The sequence below is a fragment of the Qipengyuania sphaerica genome (assembly GCF_019711595.1).
GTDB lineage: Bacteria > Pseudomonadota > Alphaproteobacteria > Sphingomonadales > Sphingomonadaceae > Qipengyuania > Qipengyuania sphaerica.
On sequence record NZ_JAIGNR010000001.1, the window covers coordinates 1,313,406 to 1,337,944 of the forward strand.

General features: G+C 59.8%; 19 protein-coding genes and 1 tRNA gene. 7 read left to right on the forward strand and 13 right to left on the reverse strand.

The genetic code is table 11. The features are described 5' to 3' along the window. From ntrX to hflX, 3 genes are all read left to right on the forward strand, one after another. Positions 1–1,383: a nitrogen assimilation response regulator NtrX gene (gene ntrX, locus K3178_RS06500; protein WP_221570527.1), complete on the forward strand. Its 1,383-nt coding sequence runs from the start codon at positions 1–3 to the stop codon at positions 1,381–1,383. 170 nt (positions 1,384–1,553) lie between these two features. Continuing rightward, positions 1,554–2,096, forward strand: coding sequence for an RNA chaperone Hfq (gene hfq / locus K3178_RS06505; RefSeq protein WP_221570528.1), 543 nt, complete (start codon positions 1,554–1,556; stop codon positions 2,094–2,096). After that, complete coding sequence (gene hflX / locus K3178_RS06510) at positions 2,069–3,415, forward strand: GTPase HflX (RefSeq protein ID WP_221570529.1); 1,347 nt, start codon at positions 2,069–2,071, stop codon at positions 3,413–3,415. Before hfq ends, hflX begins: the two co-directional genes overlap by 28 nt. On the opposite strand, the gene mazG is transcribed toward hflX, so the two are convergent. Both mazG and K3178_RS14160 read right to left on the reverse strand, forming a co-directional pair. Beyond that, entirely contained in the window at positions 3,410–4,171 is a 762-nt protein-coding gene (gene mazG, locus K3178_RS06515; protein ID WP_221570530.1) for a nucleoside triphosphate pyrophosphohydrolase, read from the reverse strand. The genes hflX and mazG overlap by 6 nt on opposite strands. Before the next feature lie 444 nt (positions 4,172–4,615). Further along, positions 4,616–10,165 (reverse strand): Ig-like domain-containing protein, encoded by a 5,550-nt coding sequence (locus tag K3178_RS14160; RefSeq protein ID WP_282098833.1) that lies wholly within the window; start codon positions 10,163–10,165, stop codon positions 4,616–4,618. Positions 10,166–10,433: 268 nt separating this feature from the next. On the opposite strand from K3178_RS14160, the gene K3178_RS06555 reads away from it, so the two are divergent. The 3 genes from K3178_RS06555 to K3178_RS06565 all read left to right on the forward strand — a co-directional run bounded on the left by K3178_RS06555 (position 10,434) and on the right by K3178_RS06565 (position 13,292). Next, complete coding sequence (locus tag K3178_RS06555; protein ID WP_221570531.1) at positions 10,434–11,519, forward strand: helix-turn-helix transcriptional regulator; 1,086 nt, start codon at positions 10,434–10,436, stop codon at positions 11,517–11,519. Between the two features lie 226 nt (positions 11,520–11,745). Beyond that, a complete protein-coding gene (locus K3178_RS06560; protein WP_221570532.1) occupies positions 11,746–12,675 on the forward strand; it encodes a sulfotransferase domain-containing protein in 930 nt (309 codons plus the stop codon). 263 nt (positions 12,676–12,938) lie between these two features. Continuing rightward, positions 12,939–13,292, forward strand: coding sequence for a hypothetical protein (locus tag K3178_RS06565; protein WP_221570533.1), 354 nt, complete (start codon positions 12,939–12,941; stop codon positions 13,290–13,292). A gap of 198 nt (positions 13,293–13,490) precedes the next feature. Here the strand turns inward: K3178_RS06565 and K3178_RS06570 are convergent, their stop codons facing one another. From K3178_RS06570 to K3178_RS06605, 8 genes are all read right to left on the reverse strand, one after another. Further along, the gene (locus K3178_RS06570; protein ID WP_221570534.1) at positions 13,491–13,676 is read right to left on the reverse strand and encodes a hypothetical protein; all 186 of its coding nucleotides are present in this window, start codon (positions 13,674–13,676) and stop codon (positions 13,491–13,493) included. Continuing rightward, a complete protein-coding gene (locus tag K3178_RS06575; RefSeq protein WP_221570535.1) occupies positions 13,673–14,440 on the reverse strand; it encodes an MBL fold metallo-hydrolase in 768 nt (255 codons plus the stop codon). The genes K3178_RS06570 and K3178_RS06575 overlap by 4 nt, the downstream gene beginning before the upstream one ends. Beyond that, positions 14,437–15,213 (reverse strand): TatD family hydrolase, encoded by a 777-nt coding sequence (locus K3178_RS06580; RefSeq protein WP_221570536.1) that lies wholly within the window; start codon positions 15,211–15,213, stop codon positions 14,437–14,439. The genes K3178_RS06575 and K3178_RS06580 overlap by 4 nt, the downstream gene beginning before the upstream one ends. Continuing rightward, entirely contained in the window at positions 15,213–16,772 is a 1,560-nt protein-coding gene (gene metG, locus K3178_RS06585) for a methionine--tRNA ligase (RefSeq protein ID WP_221570537.1), read from the reverse strand. The genes K3178_RS06580 and metG overlap by 1 nt, the downstream gene beginning before the upstream one ends. Continuing rightward, the gene (locus tag K3178_RS06590) at positions 16,765–17,709 is read right to left on the reverse strand and encodes an AAA family ATPase (protein ID WP_221570538.1); all 945 of its coding nucleotides are present in this window, start codon (positions 17,707–17,709) and stop codon (positions 16,765–16,767) included. The genes metG and K3178_RS06590 overlap by 8 nt, the downstream gene beginning before the upstream one ends. Then, the gene (gene tmk, locus K3178_RS06595; RefSeq protein ID WP_221570812.1) at positions 17,709–18,350 is read right to left on the reverse strand and encodes a dTMP kinase; all 642 of its coding nucleotides are present in this window, start codon (positions 18,348–18,350) and stop codon (positions 17,709–17,711) included. Before tmk ends, K3178_RS06590 begins: the two co-directional genes overlap by 1 nt. Then, complete coding sequence (locus K3178_RS06600; RefSeq protein WP_345719856.1) at positions 18,347–19,474, reverse strand: D-alanyl-D-alanine carboxypeptidase family protein; 1,128 nt, start codon at positions 19,472–19,474, stop codon at positions 18,347–18,349. Before K3178_RS06600 ends, tmk begins: the two co-directional genes overlap by 4 nt. A 143-nt stretch (positions 19,475–19,617) precedes the next feature. Then, complete coding sequence (locus K3178_RS06605; protein ID WP_221570540.1) at positions 19,618–20,637, reverse strand: lytic murein transglycosylase; 1,020 nt, start codon at positions 20,635–20,637, stop codon at positions 19,618–19,620. A 129-nt stretch (positions 20,638–20,766) separates the two neighbouring features. Between K3178_RS06605 and K3178_RS06610 the strand changes: the two genes are divergently transcribed. Beyond that, positions 20,767–20,856: transfer RNA gene (locus K3178_RS06610), tRNA-Ser, on the forward strand. 3 nt (positions 20,857–20,859) lie between these two features. Here K3178_RS06610 and K3178_RS06615 read toward each other — a convergent pair. From K3178_RS06615 to lpdA, 3 genes are all read right to left on the reverse strand, one after another. Beyond that, the gene (locus tag K3178_RS06615) at positions 20,860–21,042 is read right to left on the reverse strand and encodes a hypothetical protein (RefSeq protein WP_221570541.1); all 183 of its coding nucleotides are present in this window, start codon (positions 21,040–21,042) and stop codon (positions 20,860–20,862) included. Positions 21,043–21,120: 78 nt separating this feature from the next. Next, entirely contained in the window at positions 21,121–22,980 is a 1,860-nt protein-coding gene (locus K3178_RS06620) for a cation:proton antiporter domain-containing protein (RefSeq protein WP_221570542.1), read from the reverse strand. Positions 22,981–23,007: 27 nt separating this feature from the next. After that, positions 23,008–24,420 (reverse strand): dihydrolipoyl dehydrogenase, encoded by a 1,413-nt coding sequence (gene lpdA / locus K3178_RS06625; protein ID WP_221570543.1) that lies wholly within the window; start codon positions 24,418–24,420, stop codon positions 23,008–23,010. Between the last annotated feature and the right edge of the window lie 119 nt (positions 24,421–24,539).

The following is a 24,539-nucleotide window of genomic DNA, read 5'->3' on the forward strand; positions in this document are numbered from 1 at the left end:
ATGGCCCTGGACATCCTCATCGTCGACGACGAACGCGACATCCGCGAACTGGTTGCCGGAGTGCTCAGCGACGAAGGCTATGAATGCCGCACCGCCGCTGACAGCACATCCGCGCTGGAGGCAGTCGATGAAAAGCGGCCGAGCCTCGTCCTGCTCGACGTGTGGCTGCATGGCAGCCAGATGGACGGCCTCGAAGTGCTCGATGCCATCAAGGTCCGCGAACCCGAATTGCCGGTGATCATCTTTTCGGGCCACGGCAATATCGATACTGCGGTCAGCGCCGTCAGCCGTGGGGCGATGGATTTTATCGAGAAGCCTTTCGAGGCGGAACGCCTGCTCCACCTCGTCGAGCGCGCGACCGAAACCGAACGCCTGCGCCGCGAGAATACGCGGCTGCGCGATAGGTCCGGCGACACGGGAGAATTTACGGGCAACTCCGCCGTAATCAACACCGTTCGCGCAACGCTGAAGCGCGTGGCGCAGACAGGTAGCCGCGTCTTGATCAGCGGGCCTGCAGGTTCTGGCAAGGAGGTAGCCGCGCGATTGCTTCACAGCTGGTCGACGCGTGCAGACAAGCCCTTCGTCATCGTCAACTCGGCGCGCATCACGCCCGAGCGTTTCGAAGAAGAATTGTTCGGCGAAGAGGCCGAAGGCAAGCTCGTAAGGCCGGGTCTGCTCGAAACTGCCGACGGAGGTACACTGTATCTCGACGAGGTGGCCGACATGCCGCTCTCCACACAGGCCCGCATCCTGCGTGTATTGACCGAGCAGAGCTTCGTCCGCGTGGGCGGGACGCGGCAAATCGGCGTCGATGTTCGCGTCGTATCTTCCACAGCTCGCGATCTCGCCAAGGAGATGGAGGACAAGAATTTCCGCGAGGACCTATTTTACCGGCTCAACGTCGTGCCGGTAGAAATCCCCTCGCTGTCGGAGCGACGCGATGACATCCCCGCGCTCGCCGAATATTTCTTCGCCCGCTACGCCACCGAACAGGGTATTCGCCCCCCCTCCATCAGTGAGGAAGCCATGGCTGCGCTGCAGGCTTACGACTGGCCGGGCAATGTCCGCCAGCTCCGCAATGTCGTCGAACGCACGATCATCCTGACCCCGCGCGACCAGCTCGAAACGGTCGAGGCCGAAATGCTGTCGGAAGAAGTCGCCGGTGGCAAATCGGGTGGAACGGCTGGTATTGCCGCGCTGATGGGCGCTCCTTTGCGCGAAGCACGGGAAAGTTTCGAGCGCGAATACCTCGCTATCCAGATCCGTCGCTTTTCGGGCAACATTTCGAAAACCGCGAGTTTCATCGGGATGGAACGGTCGGCGCTGCATCGCAAATTGAAGCTGCTCGGCATGGCGGAGAGGAAAAACAGCGAGCGCAAATAGCGCTGCGCAATTTCACGCCAACATGTTCCAATGATTTATTTATTGCGGTTCGGCACCGCAATTGCCACATTGCGTTTCAAATCCGGACGAACGTTCGGTGCCCGGACGCGGTGGGAGCGTCCTGATCGCGGATCGTATAACCGGTTCGCCAACAACAGGAGACACGCAAGATGTCTGGCGAACGCACTCTATCCGCTCGCCCCCGGACGGAAAAACCGGCCACACCGAAAGGCAAGCAGCCCAGCCTGCAGGATGCATTCCTGAACCTGCTGCGCAAGAACAAGACGCCGGTTACGGTCTTCTTGGTCAAGGGCGTAAAGCTGCAGGGCATCGTGACCTGGTTCGACAATTTCTCCATCCTGCTGCGGCGGGACGGGCAATCGCAGCTCGTCTACAAGCATGCAGTGAGCACCATCATGCCCGGCCAACCCATCGACGCCAGCCAGTTCGCCAGCCAGGGTTCGGGCGCCAAGCAGCGCTTGCTGCAGGACGTGTTCCTGAGCCGCGTACGCGAGGCGGAGGCGCAGGTGACGATGTTCCTCGTCAACGGGGTGATGCTGCAAGGCGTGATTGCGGCCTATGACCTGTTCTGCATGATGCTCGAGCGTGATGGCTATGTGCAGCTCGCCTACAAGCACGCTGTCTCGACCATCCAGCCTGCCCATCCGGTCGACCTGACCGAGGAATGGGACGACGAGGACGACGACAGCTGAGTTTCGACGACGACTTGCTGGGCGAGGTCTCGCGCGGGGCGCGGGCACTCGTCATCTGCCCCGATATACGCGGGGTGCGCTACGATCTCGACGCGGACAGCCGTCTCGCCGAGGCCGAGGGGCTGGCGCTCGCCATCGGGATCGAAATCGAAGACAGCTTCATTCTTCCGGTGCGCGACGTGAAGCCAAACCTGCTGTTCGGGGCAGGGCAGGTGGAGAACATCCGGATTGCCTGCGAGCAGCACGAGGCGGAACTGGTGGTGGTGGACGGCGCGCTCAGCCCGATCCAGCAGCGTAATCTGGAGGACAAGCTCGCCCGCAAGGTCATCGACCGTACTGGGCTGATCCTCGAAATTTTCGGCGAGCGTGCGGCAACGGCGGAAGGCCGGCTGCAGGTCGAGCTTGCCCATCTCGATTACCAGCAGAGCCGCCTGGTGCGAAGCTGGACCCACCTCGAACGCCAACGTGGCGGCTTCGGCTTCCTCGGCGGTCCGGGTGAGACGCAGATCGAGGCCGACCGCCGCATGATCCGCCAGCGCATGGGGCGGCTGCGCAAAGAACTGGAGCAGGTCCGCAAGACCCGCGGCCTGCATCGCGAGCGGCGTGAACGTGCACCGTGGCCCGTCGTGGCCCTGGTCGGTTATACCAACGCGGGCAAATCGACGCTGTTCAACCGGGTGACCGGTGCCGAAGTCATGGCAGAAGACCTGCTCTTCGCGACGCTCGACCCGACCATGCGCGCCATTTCGCTACCGGGGGTGGAAAAGGCGATCCTTTCCGACACGGTCGGCTTCATTTCGGACCTTCCGACCCAGCTGGTGGCCGCTTTCCGAGCCACCCTGGAGGAAGTCACGGCAGCAGATGTCATTTGCCACGTACGAGACATCTCCAATCCTTCGGCCGATGCGCAGAAGGTACAGGTGCTGCGAGTCCTGACCGATTTGGGCGTGATCGACGGGGAAGGGGGGGCATCCTCGATCCCGATCCTGGAAGTGTGGAACAAGTGGGACCTCCTGCCGGACGATCGCGCCCAAGAATTGCTGGAAGTCGTCGAAGGCGATGAAGGCATCGTGCGGACATCTGCCGAGACCGGTGAGGGCGTCGAATCCCTGCTCGGACGCCTCGGAGAAATGCTCACGGCGAAGGCCTCGGTCTATGAGTTCGAGATCCCTGCAAGCGATGGCCGGCGGATCGCGTGGCTACACGCGCATGGCGAAGTGCTGGTCGAAGAAGATATCGGCGACGGGGAAGATGGCCCGATGTGGCGGTTTGTCGTGCGGCTGAACCAGAAGGAAGTCGGTCAGTTCGAAACGCTATGAAGCGCTTTTCTCGCGTCGTTTGACCTCCTGCCACAACTCTTCCTGCGCTTCGAGATCACGCTTGGCGAAATCGCCACCAGCCAATCCCTCCATCGCGCGGAAACGGCGCTCGAACTTGGCGTTGGCAGCCCGAAGTGCTCCTTCCGCATCGACGCCATAGGCCCTGACGAGATTGACGGCAGCAAACAGGAAGTCGCCAGCCTCTTCCTCGATTTCAGATTCAGATGCTTCCGCAAGCTCTTCGATTTCTTCGATAACCTTGTCACGAGGTCCGCTGACGTCAGGCCAGTCGAATCCATGCCGCGCTGCGCGCTTCTGCAGCTTCTGGGCGCGAAGCAAGGCAGGCAATGCTAGAGCTACTCCATCGAGCGCTCCTTTGGCTCCGGAAGCCTCCCGCTCCGCTGCCTTCAAGTCCTCCCAGCGGGTTTCTTCCATGATTCCGCCTTCGTTGCCGAAGATATGCGGATGCCGAGCCTCCATCTTGTCGGCAATGTCCTTTGCCACATCCGCAAATTCGAAGTGACCGGCTTCTTGTGCCATGCGTGAATGGAACACGACCTGGAACAGCAAGTCGCCGAGTTCGCCCTTGAGGTCCGCCATATCCGAACGCTCGATTGCGTCCGCAACCTCGTAAGCTTCTTCGATCGTATAGGGCGCGATCGTCGAGAAGTCCTGGGCGGTATCCCATTCGCAGCCGGTATCCGGATCGCGGAGTTGCGCCATTATACGTAGGAGACGTTCGATTTGATGAGCCATGTGTGCGGAATAGTTTGAAGGATCATTTTCCGGAAGGGGAGCCTGTCGACAACTCCAACCTTGGGAGTGATAATATATATTATGTTAAGGGCGAGCCATTTGATGCTTGTAGCAATTCCTTCAATCTAGTCCGTTCTCCGAGTCAAGTTTCGCTCAGGTTGCCAGACCGGATTGAGAGCGGGACGCACGTAGTCTTTCGGCAAGACCCCTTTCAGCGAGGGGTTGACCTTCTCGATTTCGAGCATGGCCTCGCGCAAGTCTTGAAGTAAAGCTTTTGGCTTGGCAAATCAGAGCGTTCGACCATGGCCTATTAGCGTCCCCATTCCATTATAACGTGTGGTCCGCAATCGGGTCGTTAGCCTCCCGTCCGCTCCTGGCAGATCGCGAGCGCGGTGGAACATTCGCGAAGCGGGCGGAAGAGGAGTTGATAGCTCAGGCATGCGCCTAGATGACCGACTGCGCTGGCTCCAAAGCAATTGTTGCCAAATCATTCGGCATCAATTCCCACTCGGATACATCGATGCCAGTTTCCGACTGCAGCGACATTGCGAGGGGCACAGATTCAGATGTCGAAGCGACTGACGAAGCCAAGTCGGCCACGCCGATTCCCGATACCCCTCCCAGGATTACGCCACCTCCGCCTTTGAATGACACAAGCGTACTTCCGTCAATTTCGGATATTCCCACGATTTCTGTCGCACCATCGACAAGGATCTTGTCGATTCCGACTTCGAAATCGGTGATGTGGTCGATTGACGTATCTTTCTTGCCTCCGTCGAAAACGAAGGTATCGCCACCGGCACCACCCGTCATAATATCGTCACCCTTCCCGCCGTTGAGGAAGTCGTCTCCCAGACCGCCAATCAGAATGTCGTCGCCGTTTCCACCATCCAGGAGATCGATGCTCGCCCCGCCGTCGAGATTATCATTGCCATTGCCCCCGCTAATCGTGTCGGAGCCATCGCTGCCCGAAATGGTATCGTTTCCGCGGCCGCCCAGGAGCGTGTCGTCACCATCGGTGCCGACGAAATTGGAGGCGCCACGTCCGCCCTCGATTAGGACCCCGTCGGCAATCGCCGTCACAGTGATGGTCAGTGTAGCGGTGTCGCTGTCCTGACCGTCCGAAATTTCATAGACGAAAACATCGTCTCCCGTCGTACCCGGCGTCCAGGTGTCGACGATGTCACCATCGGCCGAGTAGGTCCAACTGCCATCCCCATTCAGCGTCAGAGTGCCGTAATCCCCTTGGACGATCGCGCCGGGAGCAAAGCCGCCTACAGCTGTGACCTCAAGCGCGTCCCCGTCTACGTCGCTGTCGGTGCCGGGGCTGTCGGTCAGCACGTTGCCGGTGGTGGACGCATCTTCGTCGACCGTCGCGGTATCGTCGACCGCCACGGGCGCATCGTTTAACGGAGTGATCTCGAGCGTGAATTCGTCCCATGCCTCGGCGAAGCCGTCGCTTGCGATCAACCGGATCGTGAGGATGCCGTTGAAATCCTGCGGAGGCGTTCCGGAGAAGGTTTGCGTCGCAGCGTCGAAAACAAGCCATCCAGGAAGCGGCGAGCCGTCCGATAACGTTGCCGAGAGTGTGAGTGTGTCACCGTCAGGGTCCGAGAAAATGCCTTCCGGGACAACATATTCGAAAGGCACATCTTCCGGGGAATATTGGTCTTCGATGGCCCCTCCTCCGCCATCGGGGATGTCGAACAGGCGCATGAAGATGCCAGTGCCGTCTCCGTCAGCATCGACATCGTTGTTCTGCCAGACGGCCACGAGGTCGCCACTGGCTAGCTGCCGCAAGTCGACACCGAACTGGCTCCCGGGAGCGGTCGCGTTGATGAGCGTCTCGTCGCCGATCTTCGTACCGTCTTCATCGAACCGCTGCATGAGCAATCCGTAACCGTCGAAGTCCGCAAAATTGGCGGACCAGCCGATAACGAACCCGCCATCGTCGAGTGCGGTAACGTCGGTCAGCCATTGTGGGCCAAAGGGCCAGCTGTTGACGGTAAAGACGTCGCCCTGCGGTGACCCGTCGCTGGCAATGACGCGCGCCATGATCTGGGTTTGGCCTTCCCATGCCACGACCAGGTCACCGCCCTCCAACTGTGTGACTGTCGCGCGAAAGTGGTCGCCGCTATCGTTCGTGCTGATGACGAATTCGTCGGTGGCGGGATTGCCGTCGGCAAAGAACGTCCGGCCGCTCGTCTGTCCGGTCGAACCGGGCGCCGAATTGCTGTGCCAAACGATAGTGAAGCCGCCGTCGTCGAGTGCCACGACGTCCGGTTCCTTCTGGGTGCCGGTCGTCGACTGGTTGACCTGGAATTCATTGCCGACTGGATCACCATCCGCATCGTAAACGCGCGCCATGACGGCATAGTCGCTTCCGTCCTGCCCTTCGGATCCCCATGTCAGGACGAAGCCGCCCCCGACCAACCCGGTCACGGTGGGGAAGTCCTGGATGCCTGCGGTGAACTGGTTGGCGTGAATCTGGTTGCCGACAGCAAGACCGCTATCATCGTATCGTTGCGCATAGACGCCCCAATAAGGGTCGGTGCCGGAAAACCAGCTCTCCCAAGTCACCACAAAGCCGCCACCTTCTAGCGCCGCCACTTCAGGTACGAGGTCGATCCCCGCTTGCGACACCAGCGCGAATTCGCCCGCAAGCGGAGTTCCGTCGGAAGAGAATATCTGGCCGTGGACATCGGGGTCGGGATGACCAAGGCCGTCACCCCAGATCACGACGAAATTGCCGTTCTCCAGAACCGCGACACGTCCCGGCTCCTGCGAATAGGCGGTCAGCGTATTGACGAGAATTTCGTCACCGAGACCGACCGGGGTGAAGTCGATGTCACCACCACCGCCCGTGTCGACCACTACCGGCGCATCATTGGTCCCGGTGATATCGATTGTGAGCGTTCCCCCGTCGGTTTCCCCGAAGCTGTCCTCGACCGTAAAATTCGCCACGATCTGGAGCGGCTCGCCCTCGGCCAGGCCCTGGTAATCGGGATGCGAAGGATCGAAGCTGTAGCTGCCGTCGGGATCGACGGTGAGGCCGGCGACCGTTGTATCGAGCGTGAATGTAAGGCTATCGCCGCTGCCGGAGTCGGGATCGCTGGCGGGAAGCTGCCCTTCGACGACCGCGTCATCCTCGGCGACGGCGAAGCTATCGTCGCCGGCTGTTGGCGGTGAGTTGTATGGGGTGAAGACCTCGTTAGCGACATCATATTCGCCGTCGGTGAAAGCGAGGATTTCCACATTGCGAAGGCTATCGCGATCGCCAGTAGCGGTGTGAATTACCGCAAGATGAGGATTGTAATTGTAGCCGAGTTCAATCGCATAATCGCCGAACGCACCGTCATAAATTGCGCGGTCGAACCCTGCTCCGCCGTCGATCGTATCATCCCCTCCACGTCCTTCGAGGATGTCGTCGCCAGCAGAGCCATTCAATGTATCAGCACCTTCACCACCTCGTGCGATGTCATCGAAGTTGCTGCCGAAAAATTGCACCTGCTCGAAATTGGTGAATGTGGTGACACCTTGGTAACCGTCGTAACTTCCGCCCGCCAGGATATCGACATCCTGTCCCGTTTCCGCGTTATGGGCCGAGACATAGAGCCAGTCGAAGCCCGCGCCACCATCGAGCTGGTTGTTCCCGCCGTTGTCATTCACGCGGTCGTCACCCTCCCCGGCATCGATGATATCGTCTCCGGCATATCCGTTTATGACGTCATTATAATCACCGCCTGTAAGCACATCGTCGTAGTTGGTACCATAAAGTGTGACTTCCTCGATCGAGATGAAGGTCTGTTCCCCGTACCCGTCTACGACGACCTGGTCTCCGGTGAAGGCGAACGTTACGCCCCCTGAGAATGAACTGAAATTGACCTCTGTCCGGTCGACCCCATCCCCACCATTGATGACGTTGTTTCCACCCAAGCCATAAAGCTGATCATCGCCTCCGCGTCCCAGCAGCGTATCGTTGCCGCTCGATCCCCTGAGTAAGTCATCATGGTCGCCGCCTCCAAGCGTCCCTTCCACATAGAGATAGCCGTTAAGCCGCTCGATGTTGGTGATTGTGGTCGTCTGGTTGCTGCTGTTTATGAATGACCCGTCGGTCAACAGGTCGAAGCTGCCGCGAAGATAGGCAATAAGCAGGTCGGTACCGTCGCCGCCATCGACGAAGTCTTCTCCGCCGCCACCATCCTGCAATTGATCGTCGCCAGCTCCCCCGATGATCATGTCGCTACCCGAACCTCCGCTCAGGAGATCATCGCCGGCGCCACCGATGATGGTATCATCGTGGCGAGATCCGTAGACTGTGAAACTCTCGATATTCACGTAGGAGGTTGTACCGGTCGACCACGCGAAGGATCCCGTCGTCATGTCCACAGCGATCCCGCCCACGTGGTACGTGAAGTTCGCTATCAGTGTATCGTTGCCGTCACCGCCGTCGAGAGTATGGTTGCCACTTAGCGCACCAACCCCCCAACGGTCGTACGTCGCGACAGTCAATTGATCATCGCCATCTCCTCCCGAAAGAATGTCCGTACCGTCACTCGCGACTAGCCGATCATTACCGCCCAATCCTTCGAGAAGATCGTTTCCAAATTCACCGGCAAGATAGTCGTCGCCAGAACCGCCTTGCAGCAGATCGTCGCCATTTCCCCCAAAGAACTGATTCACGCCATCGCCACCGATCAACGTGTCATTGCCGTCGCGACCGTTGAAGAAATTGGCGTAGGCACCGCCTATGAAATGATCATCGAATGCCGAACCATTTCCCTGGAAAATTTCCATGTCCACGAACTTAACCGTGCCGCTCTCGCGGCTGAATGTGCCGTCGTTGGCATTGAAAGTACCTGCGCTGCTCTCGGAGGTGAAATCGACCTGCAGGCGGTCGAAACCGTTGCCTCCGTCGACGAAGTCATTTCCTGCCTCAGGGTTGAGGAAATCGTCCCCGTCATTTCCCAGCAAGGCGTCGTCGCCCACGCCTCCATAGAGGCTATCCTGCCCATCGCCCCCGACTAGCATATCACTGCCATCATTGCCGAAAGCGGTGTTGGAGTAGATTCCCTGCGTACCGTCGCCAAAGACCAGAGTATCGTTGCCCGACCCCAGCCTGATGAAAGCCGCTTCGAGGTTCGACCAGGTGACGTCAACGCCGTCGATCGTGAAGGTCGATCCGGCAAGGTCGATGAGGAGGTCATTGCCCTGCGACGAAAAGTCGGCAAAGACCTGGTCTATGCCATCGCCGCCATCGATGGTGTCATACCCTCCCGCGGACACAGAAAACTGGTCGTTTCCTTCACCACCAAAGAGCTGGTTGGTTCCCGTACCGCCACTTAGAAAATCGTTACCTGCCAATCCGAAGATGAGGTCGTCTCCGCCTTGTCCGGAGAGGCTGTCATTCTCCGCTGTCCCGATCAGCTGGTCGTCAAAATCTGTTGCGGTGAGGTTGACCCGTTCGACGTCGACGACGTCGAGCATTTCGCCGTTGTCGAGCAGGAGGGAGAATGTCCCGCCGCTGGCATCGATAAAGTAAGCAGAACCCTGATTGGCGAGGTTGATGACGACCAGATCGGTGCCGGCACCGCCATCAACAATTCCCCCCCGACCTGTCGATGCATAGAGGTAATCATCGCCCGTCCCGCCTGACAGATCGTTCCATCCGCCATTTTGGTTCAGAAGCGTGTCGTTCCCATCTCCGCCGATAAGTACGTTGTCGTCGTAATCGCCCTGCAGATAATCGTTGCCTGCCCCGCCATCGAGCGTGTCGTTGCCGTTCCTTCCGTAAAGCTGGTCGTTTCCGTCGCCGCCATTCAGGATATCATCGCCATTGTCGCCGATGAGCCGATCATTGCCCGCGTCGCCATTGAGCGTATCGTTGCCGTCATATCCACGAAGGTAATCGTCGCCATCGCCGCCATGGAGCGTGTCGTCCAACTCCGTCCCGTTCAAAAAGTCGTTGCCCGGTGTCCCGATTTGCTCAGCCATGTCCCCTCCCCTGCTTTCCGCCGAAATCCCTTCGCGAAGGCAAGCTCCTTCCCTCGCGACTCGGATGGTTAATTTTCCATTCTCCGGAATTATGCTAAAGTCGCATCATCTGTTTGAATGATGCGCGGGAGATGTCTCGAAATTAGACAGCTCCCTCATCGCGGGGCGAAGTCCGCCGCTGCGTCAGGAAAGATGGGGTGCCCTTGGTCACAGACGACCCGAACCTTGGACAATCACGGCCACGTTTGCATTACGTGATCGATACTTTGTGGCGCTGATCGACGACATATACGCCGCGCTCGATGATGACGCGTTGTTCAATGTCCTACCGGAATTGATTGCGAAAGACATTGGCGCGCGCAGTTGCGCCATCCAACTCTGGTCGCCCGACCTGAAAATCGAGAACCATCTCTCGAGCTATTTCCCGGAAGAGATGAACCGCTACTACGTCGAGCACCGGCTCGACCAGCACGATGAATGGGCGCGGGTGCTGTTCGAAAACAGGCTGACCATGGGCGCATTCCGAACAGGAGACTTCCAGCCGGTCGAAGAATTCTGCGAAAGTTTCATCTACCGGGAATTCTTCGTCGCCAACGGCGATGATACCGCCAGATGCCTCGGCTTTGGCGACAGGCGGCCCGATGAGGGGCTTGTGGTCGTCGGACTTCATCGCCCGCGCACGGCTCAGGAATTCAGCGATGGGGAACTCGCGCGTTTCGACGCCATCCGCCCGCACATCACCCGCCTCGCGGTGTTGCGCAAAAGATTGAAAGCCGCCCAATCGGAAAGTGAGGGTGCGCGACTGATTGCGGGAGCGCTTCGCGATGCGGTATTCGTCCTGGATGATGCGGGCAGGATAAACTTCGCCAACCCCGCAGCGGAAGACCTGGTCCGTCAGCGATCTATCCTGGCCATCGTAGATCAACGTCCCATTATGCTGGATCGGGCGGCACAGCTCCGCTTCGAGAGGGCTCTGCGAGCCGTCAGGTCCAAAGGAAGTCGAATGAGCCACTCGATCGGGCTCGAAAATCGCGCTGGCGAGACTTGGCGGCTTCATGTGGTGCCACGAACAATGGGTGGCGAGACACGCGTAATGCTTTATTTCGAACGCAACGTATTGCCTGATGGCGCTGCGGACCGGCTGATATCCCTATATGGGTTAACCGAGACAGAAGCCGCGATCGCTTTAATGGCCGCCTCTGGCGAACGAGCGAGAGACATCGGTGAAAGGCGCGGCATCTCTGTCCCTACGGTTCGCACGCACCTCCAGCATGTTTTTGAGAAAACGGACACACATAAGGTGAGCGAACTTGCAAAACTGGTCGCGTCACTGCCTTCCTTGTGGAGCACATAAATATCAGATCGAAGCCTAGTCGTTCTGACAATGGCGCATTTTCAACGCTAACCGATGGCTCCGCACAGAAGTGCGGTTTGATCATTTTGCATCCGCAATCGGGTCGTTAGCGGAACTCTCGAGCCGGTTAGCGGGCAATCGGTTTCCGGGACGCAATGCATTGAGAGACGCGGCCTCTTGGTCTAGCATTCGCGCCAAGGGTAGCATCTGCCGAAGAGGACGAGACATGCCCTCACTACCGACCAGAACGCGAAATTATCAGAACCATCACTTGGATTCGACGAGGTGGAATTGGTTCGAGCCGCGCGAAAATGATATCGTCATCGCTACATCCTACAAGGCCGGCACCACGCTGATGCAGACCATCGTAGGGAATTTGTTATTCCCTGCCGGCGATTTGCCAGGCCCGGCATCGTTCATTTCGCCTTGGCTGGACTTTCGGCCGATCCCACTGGAAATGGTGCTTGGCCAACTGGAGGCGCAGCAGCACCGTCGCTATATCAAGACTCACACGCCACTCGATGGCCTGCCGTATTATGGGCAGGCAAAATACCTATGTGTGAGCCGTGACCCCAGGGATGTGTTCATGTCGCTGCTCAATCATTGGGGGAGCCACACCGATGAGTTCTATCTCATGGCAAACAGCATCCCCGGCCGAGTGGGCGATGCATTTCCAAGGTTTGGCGGCAACATAAAGGAAATCTGGCGGGAATGGATTACGCGGAGTTGGTTTGATTGGGAAATCGGCGGCTACCCTTACTGGTCGCACCTAAGCTATGCCCTTTCCTTCTGGAAATACCAACATTTGCCCAACATCAAGCTCGTCCATTTCAATGATCTTATCGCGGACCTAGACGGACAAATGCGCGATATAGCCGAGTACCTGGAGATTGAAATTTCGGACGAGTTCTGGCCGGACGTTGTCAAGCGCTGCACCTTCGCGGAGGTCAAGAAAGATCCATCGAAGGTTGTTGGCGAGAACATCGCTTTCGCATTCCAGGGCGGTGCCGATACATTCATCCACAAGGGTACAAATGGCCGCTGGGTCGATGTGCTCGATGAGGAAGACTTGGAGCTCTACGAAAACGCGATGAGCCTCCTGCCCCATGATTATGCGAAGTGGCTGGAAGATGGTGGTCCTTTTCCAGCCGCCTGAAGGAAGCGTCCGCAATGGGGTCCTTGGCGCCTGATCCGCTTCCGGCACATCGCCAGCTCGGTGAAGGCGGCATCAGATGGGTGGAAAGCGAACATCCGTCTTATGCGGTGATATGGAGGCAGCGCGCATTTTCCTCCCGTAGGGCATATGTCCCACACCTCGCCATTCGATAAAAAATCCCAGCTGATGGATTAAGCGATCACGCTCGTCCGTTTTCCTTTCAAGCCGGTCGCAGGGGCGCCCGGCAGTAAAAGGAGAACGTCATGAAACTCACCGCCACCTTGCCGATGGTCGCACTCGGCCCTGCGACTGCCGCGACTGCCGCGACTGCCGCAGTCCCGATGCTGCACGAAGAAAAGTACGCTCGCGATCAGGAAGCGCTAATCATCACCAGCCCGATCGCTGGCATCGAGAACCGTTTCTGGTTCGACTACCGCATCGACATCACCGAAGCACAGAAGGAACTCACAAGCGACCTACGACGCGCCTCGGACATCGAAGACTTGCGCGATGCCTGGGAAGAATGTGGTCACGAGCTGAAGGGAGAGCGCGAGCACTACATCAAGGGAATGGCCGAGCGCGGCTACCGCTACGGCCAGGTGATCGTGGTCGAATAATCTAATACCCAAGTCCCACGGCCTCGCGTGTCCCTGCGCGAGGCCGATCCTCCAGGAAGGACCGGTCGACCCGCCGATCCTTCCTTTTCCGTGCCTGCAAAGATTTGAGGAGGAAACGTTGGCGAAATTATGTGCTACAGCTAGCGGAACCGCTCAGACTGTTAAGTGAAAGGGAGCAGAGAGAGGGGAATCTCCAATTCAGCTCATTCCTGTGAGCCAGCTGACGATGAAATACGCCCCGCCGATAATGCCGACCCAAATCAGAGCCATCTTGATGATCTGGTTGGCACGAAGCCCGTCGTCACGCTTCATTCCAATTACGTAAGCGACAACCAAAGCTGCCATCAGCGCCGCCCAGGCAATCTCGCCGCCACCCATTGTCATAATTGAACCTCCAGACCGTCGTAACCTACCACGACATTTTTCGGTACGCTCTCACTAAGCCGGCGATAATCCATCGACTTATCCAGATGGGTCAGCACGGTTCTCTTCGCCGAACAGCGTTTCGCAAGATCCAGCGCCATTTCGAGATGTGCGTGTGTCGGATGCGGCCGTTCACGCAGGCAATCGACGACCAGAAGATCGCAACCCCTGAAGCATTTCACCATCGCAGGCGTAATCTCGCTGAAATCGGTCGCGTAAACCAACGACTTTCCGTCGGCCTCGAAGCGGAAACCGGTGCTCTTGGCAGGTCCGTGCGGCATTACGACGTCATCGAAGGAAAAGCCCGCAACCAGTTGGACTTCCGATGTTTCTCGAAGGTCAACAATCGTCGGATAACCGAACTGGCCTTCGAAAACATAGTCAAAACGGCGGCGCAATCTTTCGCAGGTCACCCGGCTAGCAAAGCCTGGCAGCGGATTGCTCCGATCGTACCGCATGACTCGCAAATCATCGATCCCGTGGCAATGGTCCGCATGATCGTGCGTCCAGAACACCGCATCGACCTTGTCGATTTTGTTTGCGAGCAGCTGCGCTCGCAGATCGGTCGATGTATCGACAAGAATACGCTGGCCTGCAGCGTTCTCGACGATGATAGAGACGCGCGTGCGGCGATTGCGCGGTTCGTTGGGGTCGCATTGCCCCCAGTCATTGCCGACACGCGGCACGCCGGTCGACGTACCCGAGCCGAGCATCAGAAGCTTCACGCGGCAGCCTTGGAAAACAGCCGGTAGAAGTTTCGCGTAGTGTACTCCGCCAACTCCTCGAGCGGCTCGCCCCGCAAATCGGCAATGAAAGCCGCCGTATCGCGGACGAAGCCCGGTTCGCACGGCTTGCCGCGATGTGGCACCGGCGCGAGGAAGGGACTGTCGGTTTCCACCAGCAGCCTGTCTTGCGGAACAGCCTTGGCGACTTCCTGCAAATCCTTGGCATTCTTGAAGGTCACGATACCCGAAAGCGAGATCGACAGGCCCAGCTCGAGCACTCGCTCCCCGAATTCCGCCGATGCCGTGAAGCAATGGATCAGCGCCGGGAAAACGCCCTTCCCCATCTCGTCCGAGAGGATTGCGATCGTGTCATCCTCCGCATCGCGCGTATGGATGATGACGGGTAGGCCCGTTTCGCGTGCGACATCGATTTGCATGCGGAACAGGCGTTGCTGCTCGGCGCGGTCCGAATGGTCGTAGTAATAGTCGAGCCCTGTCTCGCCGATGCCGATGACCCGCGGGTCGCGCGTCGCCTCGAGCAATTCCTCCCTTGTGAGATCGGGGTGATCGTCGGCATTGTGCGGGTGTATGCCTACGCTCGCCCAGACGTCGGGCTTGGCATTGGCCGTGCCGACCACCTGCGCCCATTCGGCGCGCTTGGTCGAGATATTGAGGAAGGCCCCCACCCCCGCCCCGCGGGCGCGGTCGAGCACGTCGGACTGGTTTTCGACCAGGCCTTCGTATTCGAGATGGCAGTGGCTATCGACCAGCATCACGCCTCTTCCACCTCCGGCATTTCGAGGCGCGGGAAAGCAGGCGTCGGCTTGTCGACCACGAAGCCTTCACCGACCAGTGCGCCGAACCAGCTCTCGTCCTGCAAATCGGCATACGTCCGTCGCTGAGGCGCAATGCCGAGCTGCTCGAGCACGGCGGCAGCCTTGGTGGGTACGACGGGCTGGATGGCGATGGCCATATCGCGAATGGCGATGAAAAGCGTCTGGAGAACGGCCTTCATTCGCTCGGGATCTGTTTTCTTCAGGCCCCAGGGCGCCTGCTCGTCGACATAGGCGTTGCAGGCGAACACCGCCTTCAGCCAAGCCTCGATACCGACGCTGAAGTTCAAGGCTTCGAATTCGCGCGGCAAGACGTCACGGCAGGCTTCCTGTACCGTGGCCAGCAGCGCCTTGTCGTCGCCATTGGTCTCGAAGTTCTCCAGCTTGCCGTCCATGTTCTTGTGGATCATCGAAAGCGTGCGCTGGGCGAGGTTGCCAAAGCTGTTGGCAAGCTCTGCATTTACCTTGTTTACAAGCGCTTCCGCCGAATAGCTGCCGTCCTTTCCGAAGACCACTTCGGCCATCAGGAAGTATCGCAAGGAGTCTACGCCGAACAGGTCGATCAGCTCGTTAGGGTCGGTGACATTGCCCGCCGATTTGGACTCCTTGACGCCGCGGTTGAGCAGGAAGCCATGACCGAAGACCTGCTGCGGCACTGGGATATTCGCGCTCATCAGGAACGCAGGCCAGTAAATCGTATGGAAACGGACGATGTCCTTGCCGATCAAATGCAGGTTCGCCGGCCAGTACTTGTCCCACATTTCACCGCCATCGGGATAGCCGACGCCGGTGATGTAATTGGTCAGCGCGTCGACCCAGACATACATCACGTGGTTGTCCGGGCCGGGCACTTTGACGCCCCAGTCAAAGCTGGTGCGGCTGACCGAGAGGTCCTTCAACCCGCCTTCGACGAACGCAATCATCTCGTTCCGACGGCTCGCCGGTTCGAGGAAGCCGGGCTTGTTCAGCAGTTCAAGCAGCGGCTCGGCATATTTCGAAAGGCGGAAGAACCAGGTCTCCTCCTCGGTCCACTCGACCGGAGTGCCCTGCGGCGAAAGCTTTTCGCCCCCCTCCCCTTCGATCAGTTCCTTTTCGTCGTAATACGCCTCGTCACGAACCGAGTACCAGCCCTCGTAGCGGTCGAGGTAAAGGTCACCCTTGGCCTCCATCGCCTGCCAGATGGCGCGGCTCGCCCTATGGTGATCCTCGTCCGTAGTACGGATGAACCGGTCATAGGTGATGTCGAGCCGGTCGAAGAGGTCCTTGAACGCGCCCGACATTTCGTCTGCCAGCTCACGCGGCGTCTTGCCCAGGTCACGAGCCTTCTGCGCCATCTTGAGACCATGCTCGTCGGTGCCTGTCTGGAAACGCACGTCGCGGCCCATCAGCCGCTGAAAGCGCGCTATTACGTCGGCCGCGATCGTCTCGTAGGCATGGCCGATATGCGGCTTGCCGTTGGGATAGTGGATCGCGGTGGTGATGTAGTAAGGGTCAGCCATTGCCGCGCTCGCTAGCCGCGCCTGCCTGCGCGAGCAAGGTCCCGATTTCCATGCCGAGCAGTCCGGGGTCGAAATTGTAGGTTGGCTGTTCGCCCGCGAGCCGCACAAGTTCCGCATGCGTGTCGACCAGTTTGCGCGGATCGCCGGTGGCGTCCGAGACGCGTTCGGCAAGGATGGCGCGGGCGAGATCCAGAACCGCTTGCAACCGCGGGATGTCCTGCTTCGCTCCAATCGTACCCGACAATTGCCCGCGCAGGGCAAAGTCCCGGTCACCATCTTCGACGATCCGCCGCATCAGCTGCGCGGACTTGCCAAGGTCGAATTCAAGGAAAGACAAGGCCGCGCCGGGCGATCCGGAGGCGGCCGCAATCGCGGCATCGCGCGAGGCAATGTCGGCTTCGGGAGCCAGATTGCGGAGAAGCTCGTCCATCGCCTCCCGCTCGATTGCGGGGAAACGTACAGTGCGACAGCGTGACCTGATCGTCGGCAGCAGCCGTGCAGGGCTATGCGCGATAAGCAGGAAATATGTCCCCTGCGGAGGCTCCTCGAGGCTTTTCAGCAGCGCGTTTGAAGCGGAGACTTCCATATCGTCCGCAGGGTCGATGATGACCACGCGTTTGTCACCCATGGTCGGGCGGGTGGTAAGTCGACGCTGGATCTCGCGGACCTGGTCGACCTTGATCCCGCGGGCGAGCTCGTAAGGCTTTCCGTCGTCGCGTTTCTTCGCCTCGTCCTTGTTCTTCGGGCCATAGGTCAGCGTCAGGATATCTGGATGGTCGCCTTCGGCCTTAGCTCCCAGCAATTCACGCGCTGCGGCCTGCGCGAATGTGGCTTTGCCCAGCCCCTTCCGTCCCGCGAGCAGCCAGGCATGATGCATGCGAGAGCCCTGCATGGCACTGCGCCAGGAATCCCAGGCATGATCGTGGCCGACCAGCATCAGCGATCGACCTGCTGGAAGAGTCGCTCGACTACGCGTTCAACCCGGGCCTGCACTTCTTCGATCGAGCCCATACCCTCGATCCGCCCGAAACGTTGCGGCTCCTCCCTCACGAAAGCATCGAAGGCGGCGTTTACCCTCGCGTGATATTCTTGGTCTCGTCCGCCAATGGCGTCGGAGGCGTCCCCATCGCGGGCGCGCAAGCGTTCACCCACGACGCTTTCGTCGGCGGCGATGACGATCGTGAGGTCCGGCAACAGCCCGCCGCTACCGATCTCGTGCAGTTTGCGGACCTTGTCGTCCCCAAGCGCACCCGCAGAGCCCTGATAGGCCCGGCTGGAATCGACGAACCTGTCGCAGATCACCCATTTGCCTTGCTCCAGCGCGGGGCGGATGAGATTGGAGACATGATCGGCGCGTGCTGCAGCAAACAGCAAGGCTTCCGCTTCCGCGGCCCAGCCCTCACCCGGTGGATGCAGGAGCAATTCGCGGATCGCTTCCGCGCCAGGCGTCCCGCCCGGTTCGCGCGTGAGGACGGTTTCGATGCCGCGCGCTTCCAGATTGTCGCACAAGAGCCGGGCCTGGGTGGACTTGCCCATGCCCTCCCCGCCCTCGAATGCAATGAACTTGCCGCGAGTCACGAAATCCACCCGAGCATGCCGTTCAGAATGCGGCGGCCGAACCCTGCCTCGGGCACCTCGTCCCTTGCGGCCAGCGGAATGGTGTAATCGGACATGCCGTCGATCGAAACGACGAGCCGGGCGACTTTCTCGCCCTTGCGGATAGGTGCGCGAAGCGGCCCATCGTAATGGACGGTCAGCTTCACATCGCGATGCCCGCCTGCAGGGATGTCGACGAAGATCCCGTGCGGCGAGACGAGCGCGACGTCGCTGCTTGCCCCACCCTGCACTTCCGCAAATGCCACGGGGACATCGGGCGCGAACAACCGTTGTTGGTCGAACGCGGAGAAACCCCACTCGATGAGGTCCCGCGCCGCCCGGTTGCGATCGCGCGCCCTCGGGCTGGCAGCGACGACCATGACGAGCCGCCTGCCGTTGCGCTCGGCCGACCCGAGGAAGCCGTAACCTGCCTGGTTGGTGAATCCGGTCTTGATGCCATCCGCACCCGGCACCACTCCGCTGATCGGGTCGTGATTGGGCTGGGTGATATTATTGTAGGTGAACTCGGTGTGCCCGACATAGTGGCGGTACTTCGTTGGATGCCGCCTGAGCATCTGGGTGGCGAGCGTCGTCAAATCGCGCGCGGTGACGAAAGTATGCCCGTCGTCCATCCACCCGTTGGGCGTGCCGAAATGGCTGTCGCGCATGCCGATCTCGGCCGCCTTGGCGTTCATTGCCGCGACCCATTCCTCTACCGATCCAGCAGCGCCATCCGCCAGCGCGGCGGCGCCGTCATTGGCCGAGACGGTGGTGACTCCGTGGACGAGGTCATCGACCGAAACCCTGGCATCATGCGGCAGGAACATGGTCGATCCCACATTATTCCACTTCTTCCAGATCTCGGGTCGGATGGTGAAACTTTGCTGCGGGAGGATCTTTCCCTCTTCCATCCACTCGAAGGCGAGGAAGGTCGTCATCACCTTGGTAATCGAGGCAGGCATGAAGCGCCGGTCCGCTTCGCGTTCGAAGAGGATCTGCCCACTGGTCACATCGAACAAATAGGCGATCGGTGCCAGCTCGGCATCCGGCGGTGTGAGCGCCTGCTCTTCCTGTGCGGCGACGGGAAAGAGGGCGAACGAGGACACTACAGTCGCTAGAATGAGGTTTCGGACTTGCGGTCGCAATTGGCGCGGCGCCGCCTTTCGGCGGCGCTTCCCTGACGAGAGTGACAAACCCGATGGCTATAACACGCTGCGCCGCATTGGCGAGGCGGTCTGGGAGCTATCCACTAACGAACGATTTCATCCGCCAGCAGGCCCACGCTCATAGCGTAATAGTTCGAGCAATTGTATTCGAGGATCACCCGGTAATTGCTGGTCAGCAACCAGGCCGGTGTGCCCGGCCCGTCGGGCTGGAACAGCGTTGCCAGTGTATCGTCGGCCAGCGGCCTTTGCGGCTGCACACCCAGGGCACGCCACTCGGCCGCGGTCTTGTAGACGCTGTGACGTTCGTGAACACGCGGACATACTGGCGCGACGATCTTGGTGCGGTACCGGTCGACATCGAACCCCGAGGGAACATAAGCACGCACTCCCCAGGGCTGCCCTGCCCTCCACCCGGCATCCTGGAAATACCGCGCAATCGAGGCCAATGCATCGCGTTCGTTATTCATGATATCGGCGCGGCCATCGCCGTCACCGTCGTTGGCAAGGCGCAGGTACACGCTGGGAAGGAATTGCGGGTGGCCGAACGCACCAGCCCAACTGCCCTTCAGTTCGCTCCGCGAGTAACCCTTGTCTGCCACCTTCATCAAATCGATCCATTCGGACGAGAAAAGGTCGCGTCGGCGGCCTTCCCAGGCAAGCGTTGCCAATGCTTGCGACAGATCGAAGCTGCCTTTCACACTGCCATAAGCTGTTTCATGCCCCCAGATCGCGGTTACAATCTCGCCCGGCACACCGTACTCGCGCTCGAACGCGGCAAGGGCACCACGATAGTTCGCGAAATTGCGCCTTCCTCCGCTGATCCGCGCATTGTCGACATGACGGGAAATATAGGGTGCTAGCGGAGGATAACCCGGTGTGCTCGACGATCCGGGCTGCGTCCGGTCAAGTTCGATAACGCGCTGGTTGGGTGTGAGGCCTGCGGTCATGCGCATGAGAGTTGCTTCGCTGACCCCTTCTGCCCTGGCCCTGGCCATCAGGAGCTGGAGGTAGGCATCGAAGGACATGTCCTGTGCGGCTATCGGTGCGGCAGGCAGTCCAAGCAGAGTGGCACTGGCGACGAGGAGAAGTTTGCGAAGGCTCATGCGCGTGTTGTTGCAGGCTGAATGTGAATGGCAAGTGTCATGAAGCGCTTACGCGGCAGACCATGCCCCAGTTCCGATATTCGCTGGTGACAATTCCAAAAGCTTTGGCTAGCCCGCAATCCGCTCAGCGGACAGGTGGCAGAGCGGTTGAATGCACCGGTCTTGAAAACCGGCAAGGGTGCAAGCCCTTCGTGGGTTCGAATCCCACCCTGTCCGCCAGCATTACCCTTCCTGCTGCTTAGGCGTGATCAAGTAACCGTCTCGCCTGTCATCCAACGGGTAATCCTGCGGATCGACGCTGGACTGGTTCTTCAGCGCGATGTGGTCTTCGACAATTCCGCCATCACGCGTGGCTTCATCGTCCTCGTCTATGCCCTGGGGCTCGTCCAGAATCTCGTATTCCATCGCAAGTCTCCTCGAAAACCAAACGGTTATCTGGCCATGGAGATGCGAAGGCTGCGACGAGGCGATACTTGTTTGCGGCTAGCGGCCCCGCTTCAGGATTTCATCCATCTGCTCGCGCAGGACCGGATCCCATTCCTCGCGCAATTGTTTCACACGCTCGATCAGCGGCTCGTTCTCGTGATAGGGAATGTCGAGCCGATAGAGATCGGCGACCTCCGGCATGAACTTGCGGTCCATCTCTTCCCAGGCATCCATCGCTGCCTGGGCCTGCTGCCGGTCCATCCCCAGCGCCTCATAAGCGGACCTACCCATGCGCAAACTGCTGTCGTAGGTTTCGCGGATGATGTCGCGGCAGCCGTAGGACCATAATTCGTAGACATGGTTCCGGTCGATCGCCCGGGCCGTGACGTGGACCTTGGGGTGGTGCTTGATGACGTGTTTGACCAGCCTGTCGATCTGTTCGCGCTCATCGAGGGCGACGACGATCAGCTTGGCCTTGTCGATTCCTGCCGAATGAAGCAGGTCCGGCCGTGTCGCGTCGCCGAAATAGGTGCGGAAGCCGAACTTGCGCACGATCTCCAGTTGCTTGCTGTCGTAGTCGATGACGGTCGTCGAGAAACCAGCTGCCTGCAGCATACGGTCGACAATACCACCCACACGCCCTCGCCCGGCGATGATAATCTCGTTCTCCTCCTCGATCGTGTCCGCCTCGCGGTCTGTTCCCTCGGTGCAATACGCATGCGCGATGACCTTGTCATAGAGGATGAAAAGGAGCGGCGTGACGAGCATGGTCAGGGCGACGACCAGCAGGAGGAGATCGGCTAGCGCCTCCGGCAATACAGCATTGCCGACAGCAAAGGCGATCAGGACAAAGGCGAATTCGCCAGCCTGAGGCAGGCTGAGGCAGAAGAGCCAAAGCGCCTGTCGCCGCAAGCCGTAAATCCACCCGACGAGCAGCAGGACGGCAAACTTTGCAGCTATCGTTACGGCTGCCCAGAATACCACGTCGCGCCACATTTCGCTCGCCAGTGCGAAATCGATACCCGCGCCCACGGTAATGAAGAACAGGCCGAGCAACAGGCCCTTGAACGGGTTGATGTCGCTTTCGAGTTCGTGGCGGTATTCGCTGGTGGCGAGGACCACGCCTGCAACGAAGGCCCCCAGCGCCGGCGAAAGGCCGACCAATGACATCAGGAGAGCAATTCCGATCACTACTCCCAGCGCCGCTGCCGTGAACAATTCTCGCAGGTTCGCGCCTGCAATGTAGCGGAACAGCGGACGGATGGCGAAGATGCCGATAGCGATGACCGCTGCCACAGCAGCGATACGCGAAACGGCTGCGAGCCAGACGGGCATGTTCGCGGTAAGATCGATCCCGCCATGCCCATGGCCGCCGCCGTGATCGCCGGTTGCGCCATACAGATCGGGCATTGCCAGCAGTGGCAGCAGCGCGAGGATGGGGATCACCGCCACGTCCTGGACCAGCAGGACGGAGAAACTGGCCTCCCCGCCCTCGCTCTTCATCAGGTTCTTCTCGGTCAGCGTCTGGACGATGATCGCGGTCGAGGAGAGAGCGAGGACCATGCCGATGGCGAGCGCGGTCTGCCACGGGTTGCTATCCAGCAGGGCGATACCGGTGATTGCCAATGTGGTGAGCAGGACCTGCCCGCCCCCCAGCCCCAGCAGCTTGCCGCGCATCGCCCAGAGGCGCCTGGGTTCCATTTCGAGGCCGATGATGAAGAGCATCATCACCACGCCGAATTCGGCGAAGACCTGCAGCGCCTCGACATCGACATTGAGGCCCAGCAGGATCGGGCTGATCGCCATACCCGCCAGCAGGTAGCCGAGCACCGAGCCGAGCCCGAACCGGCTCGCCAGCGGTACGGCTACCACGCCTGCCACGAGAATCAGGAAGGCGAGGATCAGGAACCCGGTCACTGTTTACTCACCCTCCCCTTGGAAGCGTCAGATATGGAGCGCGCGTCCGTAGCTCGCAAGCACGCTTTCATGCATGCTTTCGCTGATCGTGGGATGCGGGAAGACGGTGTTCATCAGTTCGGCCTCGGTCGTCTCAAGCGTCTTGCCGACAACGAAGCCCTGGATCATCTCGGTCACTTCCGCGCCGACCATGTGAGCACCGAGAAGCTCGCCGGTCTTGGCATCGAACACGGTCTTCACGAAGCCTTCCGCTTCGCCCAGCGCGATGGCCTTCCCGTTGCCGATGAAGGGGAAAGTACCCGCCTTTACGGTGTAGCCCGCTTCCTTGGCCTTCGCCTCGGTCAGGCCGACGCTGGCGATCTGCGGGTGGCAATAGGTGCAGCCCGGAATGTTATTACGGTCGAGCGGGTGCGGGTGGACGTCCTTGTTGCCCAGCTCCTTGGCAATCGCCTCGGCACAGGTGACGCCTTCGTGGCTCGCCTTGTGCGCCAGCCAGGGGCCGGGCGTGCAGTCGCCGATGGCCCACAGGCCCTTCGACTTGGTGCGGCCATAACCGTCGATCTGGATGAAGCCGCGGTCCATTTCGACCAGCTTTTCCAGCCCCACATTCTCGGTGTTCGGCACGATGCCGATGGCGGTGATGCAGTGGGTGAACTCGGTCTCGGAAACCTTGCCGTCCTTGGCCTTGATCTTGGCCTTCACGCCCTTGTCGGAAACCTTGATGTCCTCGACACCCGCGCCAGTCATGATGGTCATGCCCTGCTTGGTCAGGCTCTTTTCGAGAAAGGCTGAGACGTCCTTGTCTTCCACCGGCACGATGCGGTCGAGCATTTCGACCACAGTCACATCGCAGCCCATGTCGTTATAGAAGCTGGCGAACTCGATCCCGATCGCGCCCGATCCGATCACCAGCAGCTTCTTCGGCATTTCCGGCGGGGTCATCGCATGGCGATAGGTCCAGACGCGCTTGCCGTCGGCCTTGGCGAACGGCAGGTCGCGGGCACGCGCTCCGGTGGCGACGATCACGTGCTTGGCGGTGAGCTTCTCTTCGCCCTTCTCGCCTTTCACGGTAAGGCTGGTGGGGCCGGTCAGCTGCCCCTCGCCCATGTGGACCGTGATCTTGTTCTTCTTCATCAGGTGCGTGACGCCCTGGTTGAGCTGCTTGGCGACGCCGCGGCTGCGCTTCACCACCGCTTCGAGGTCGGCTTCGATCTCGCCGGCGATCTTGAGGCCATAGTCCTTCGCATGCTGGGCATAGTGCAGGATCTCGGCACTCCGCAGCAGCGCCTTGGTCGGGATGCAGCCCCAGTTGAGGCAGATGCCGCCGAGCAGTTCGCGTTCGACGATGGCGGTCTTCAGGCCCAGCTGCGCGCAGCGGATCGCCGCGACATAGCCGCCGGGTCCGGAGCCGAGAACGATGACGTCGTAGGAATTGGACATTTCAATCAGCCTTCAACTGGGGAGGAATGCGGGTCGAAGTTGACACAATTGACACTATGTCAGCCGCCGCAAACATTCCTTTTTGCAAGTTTTTCCATAGTGTTGGTTCGAAAAGACGA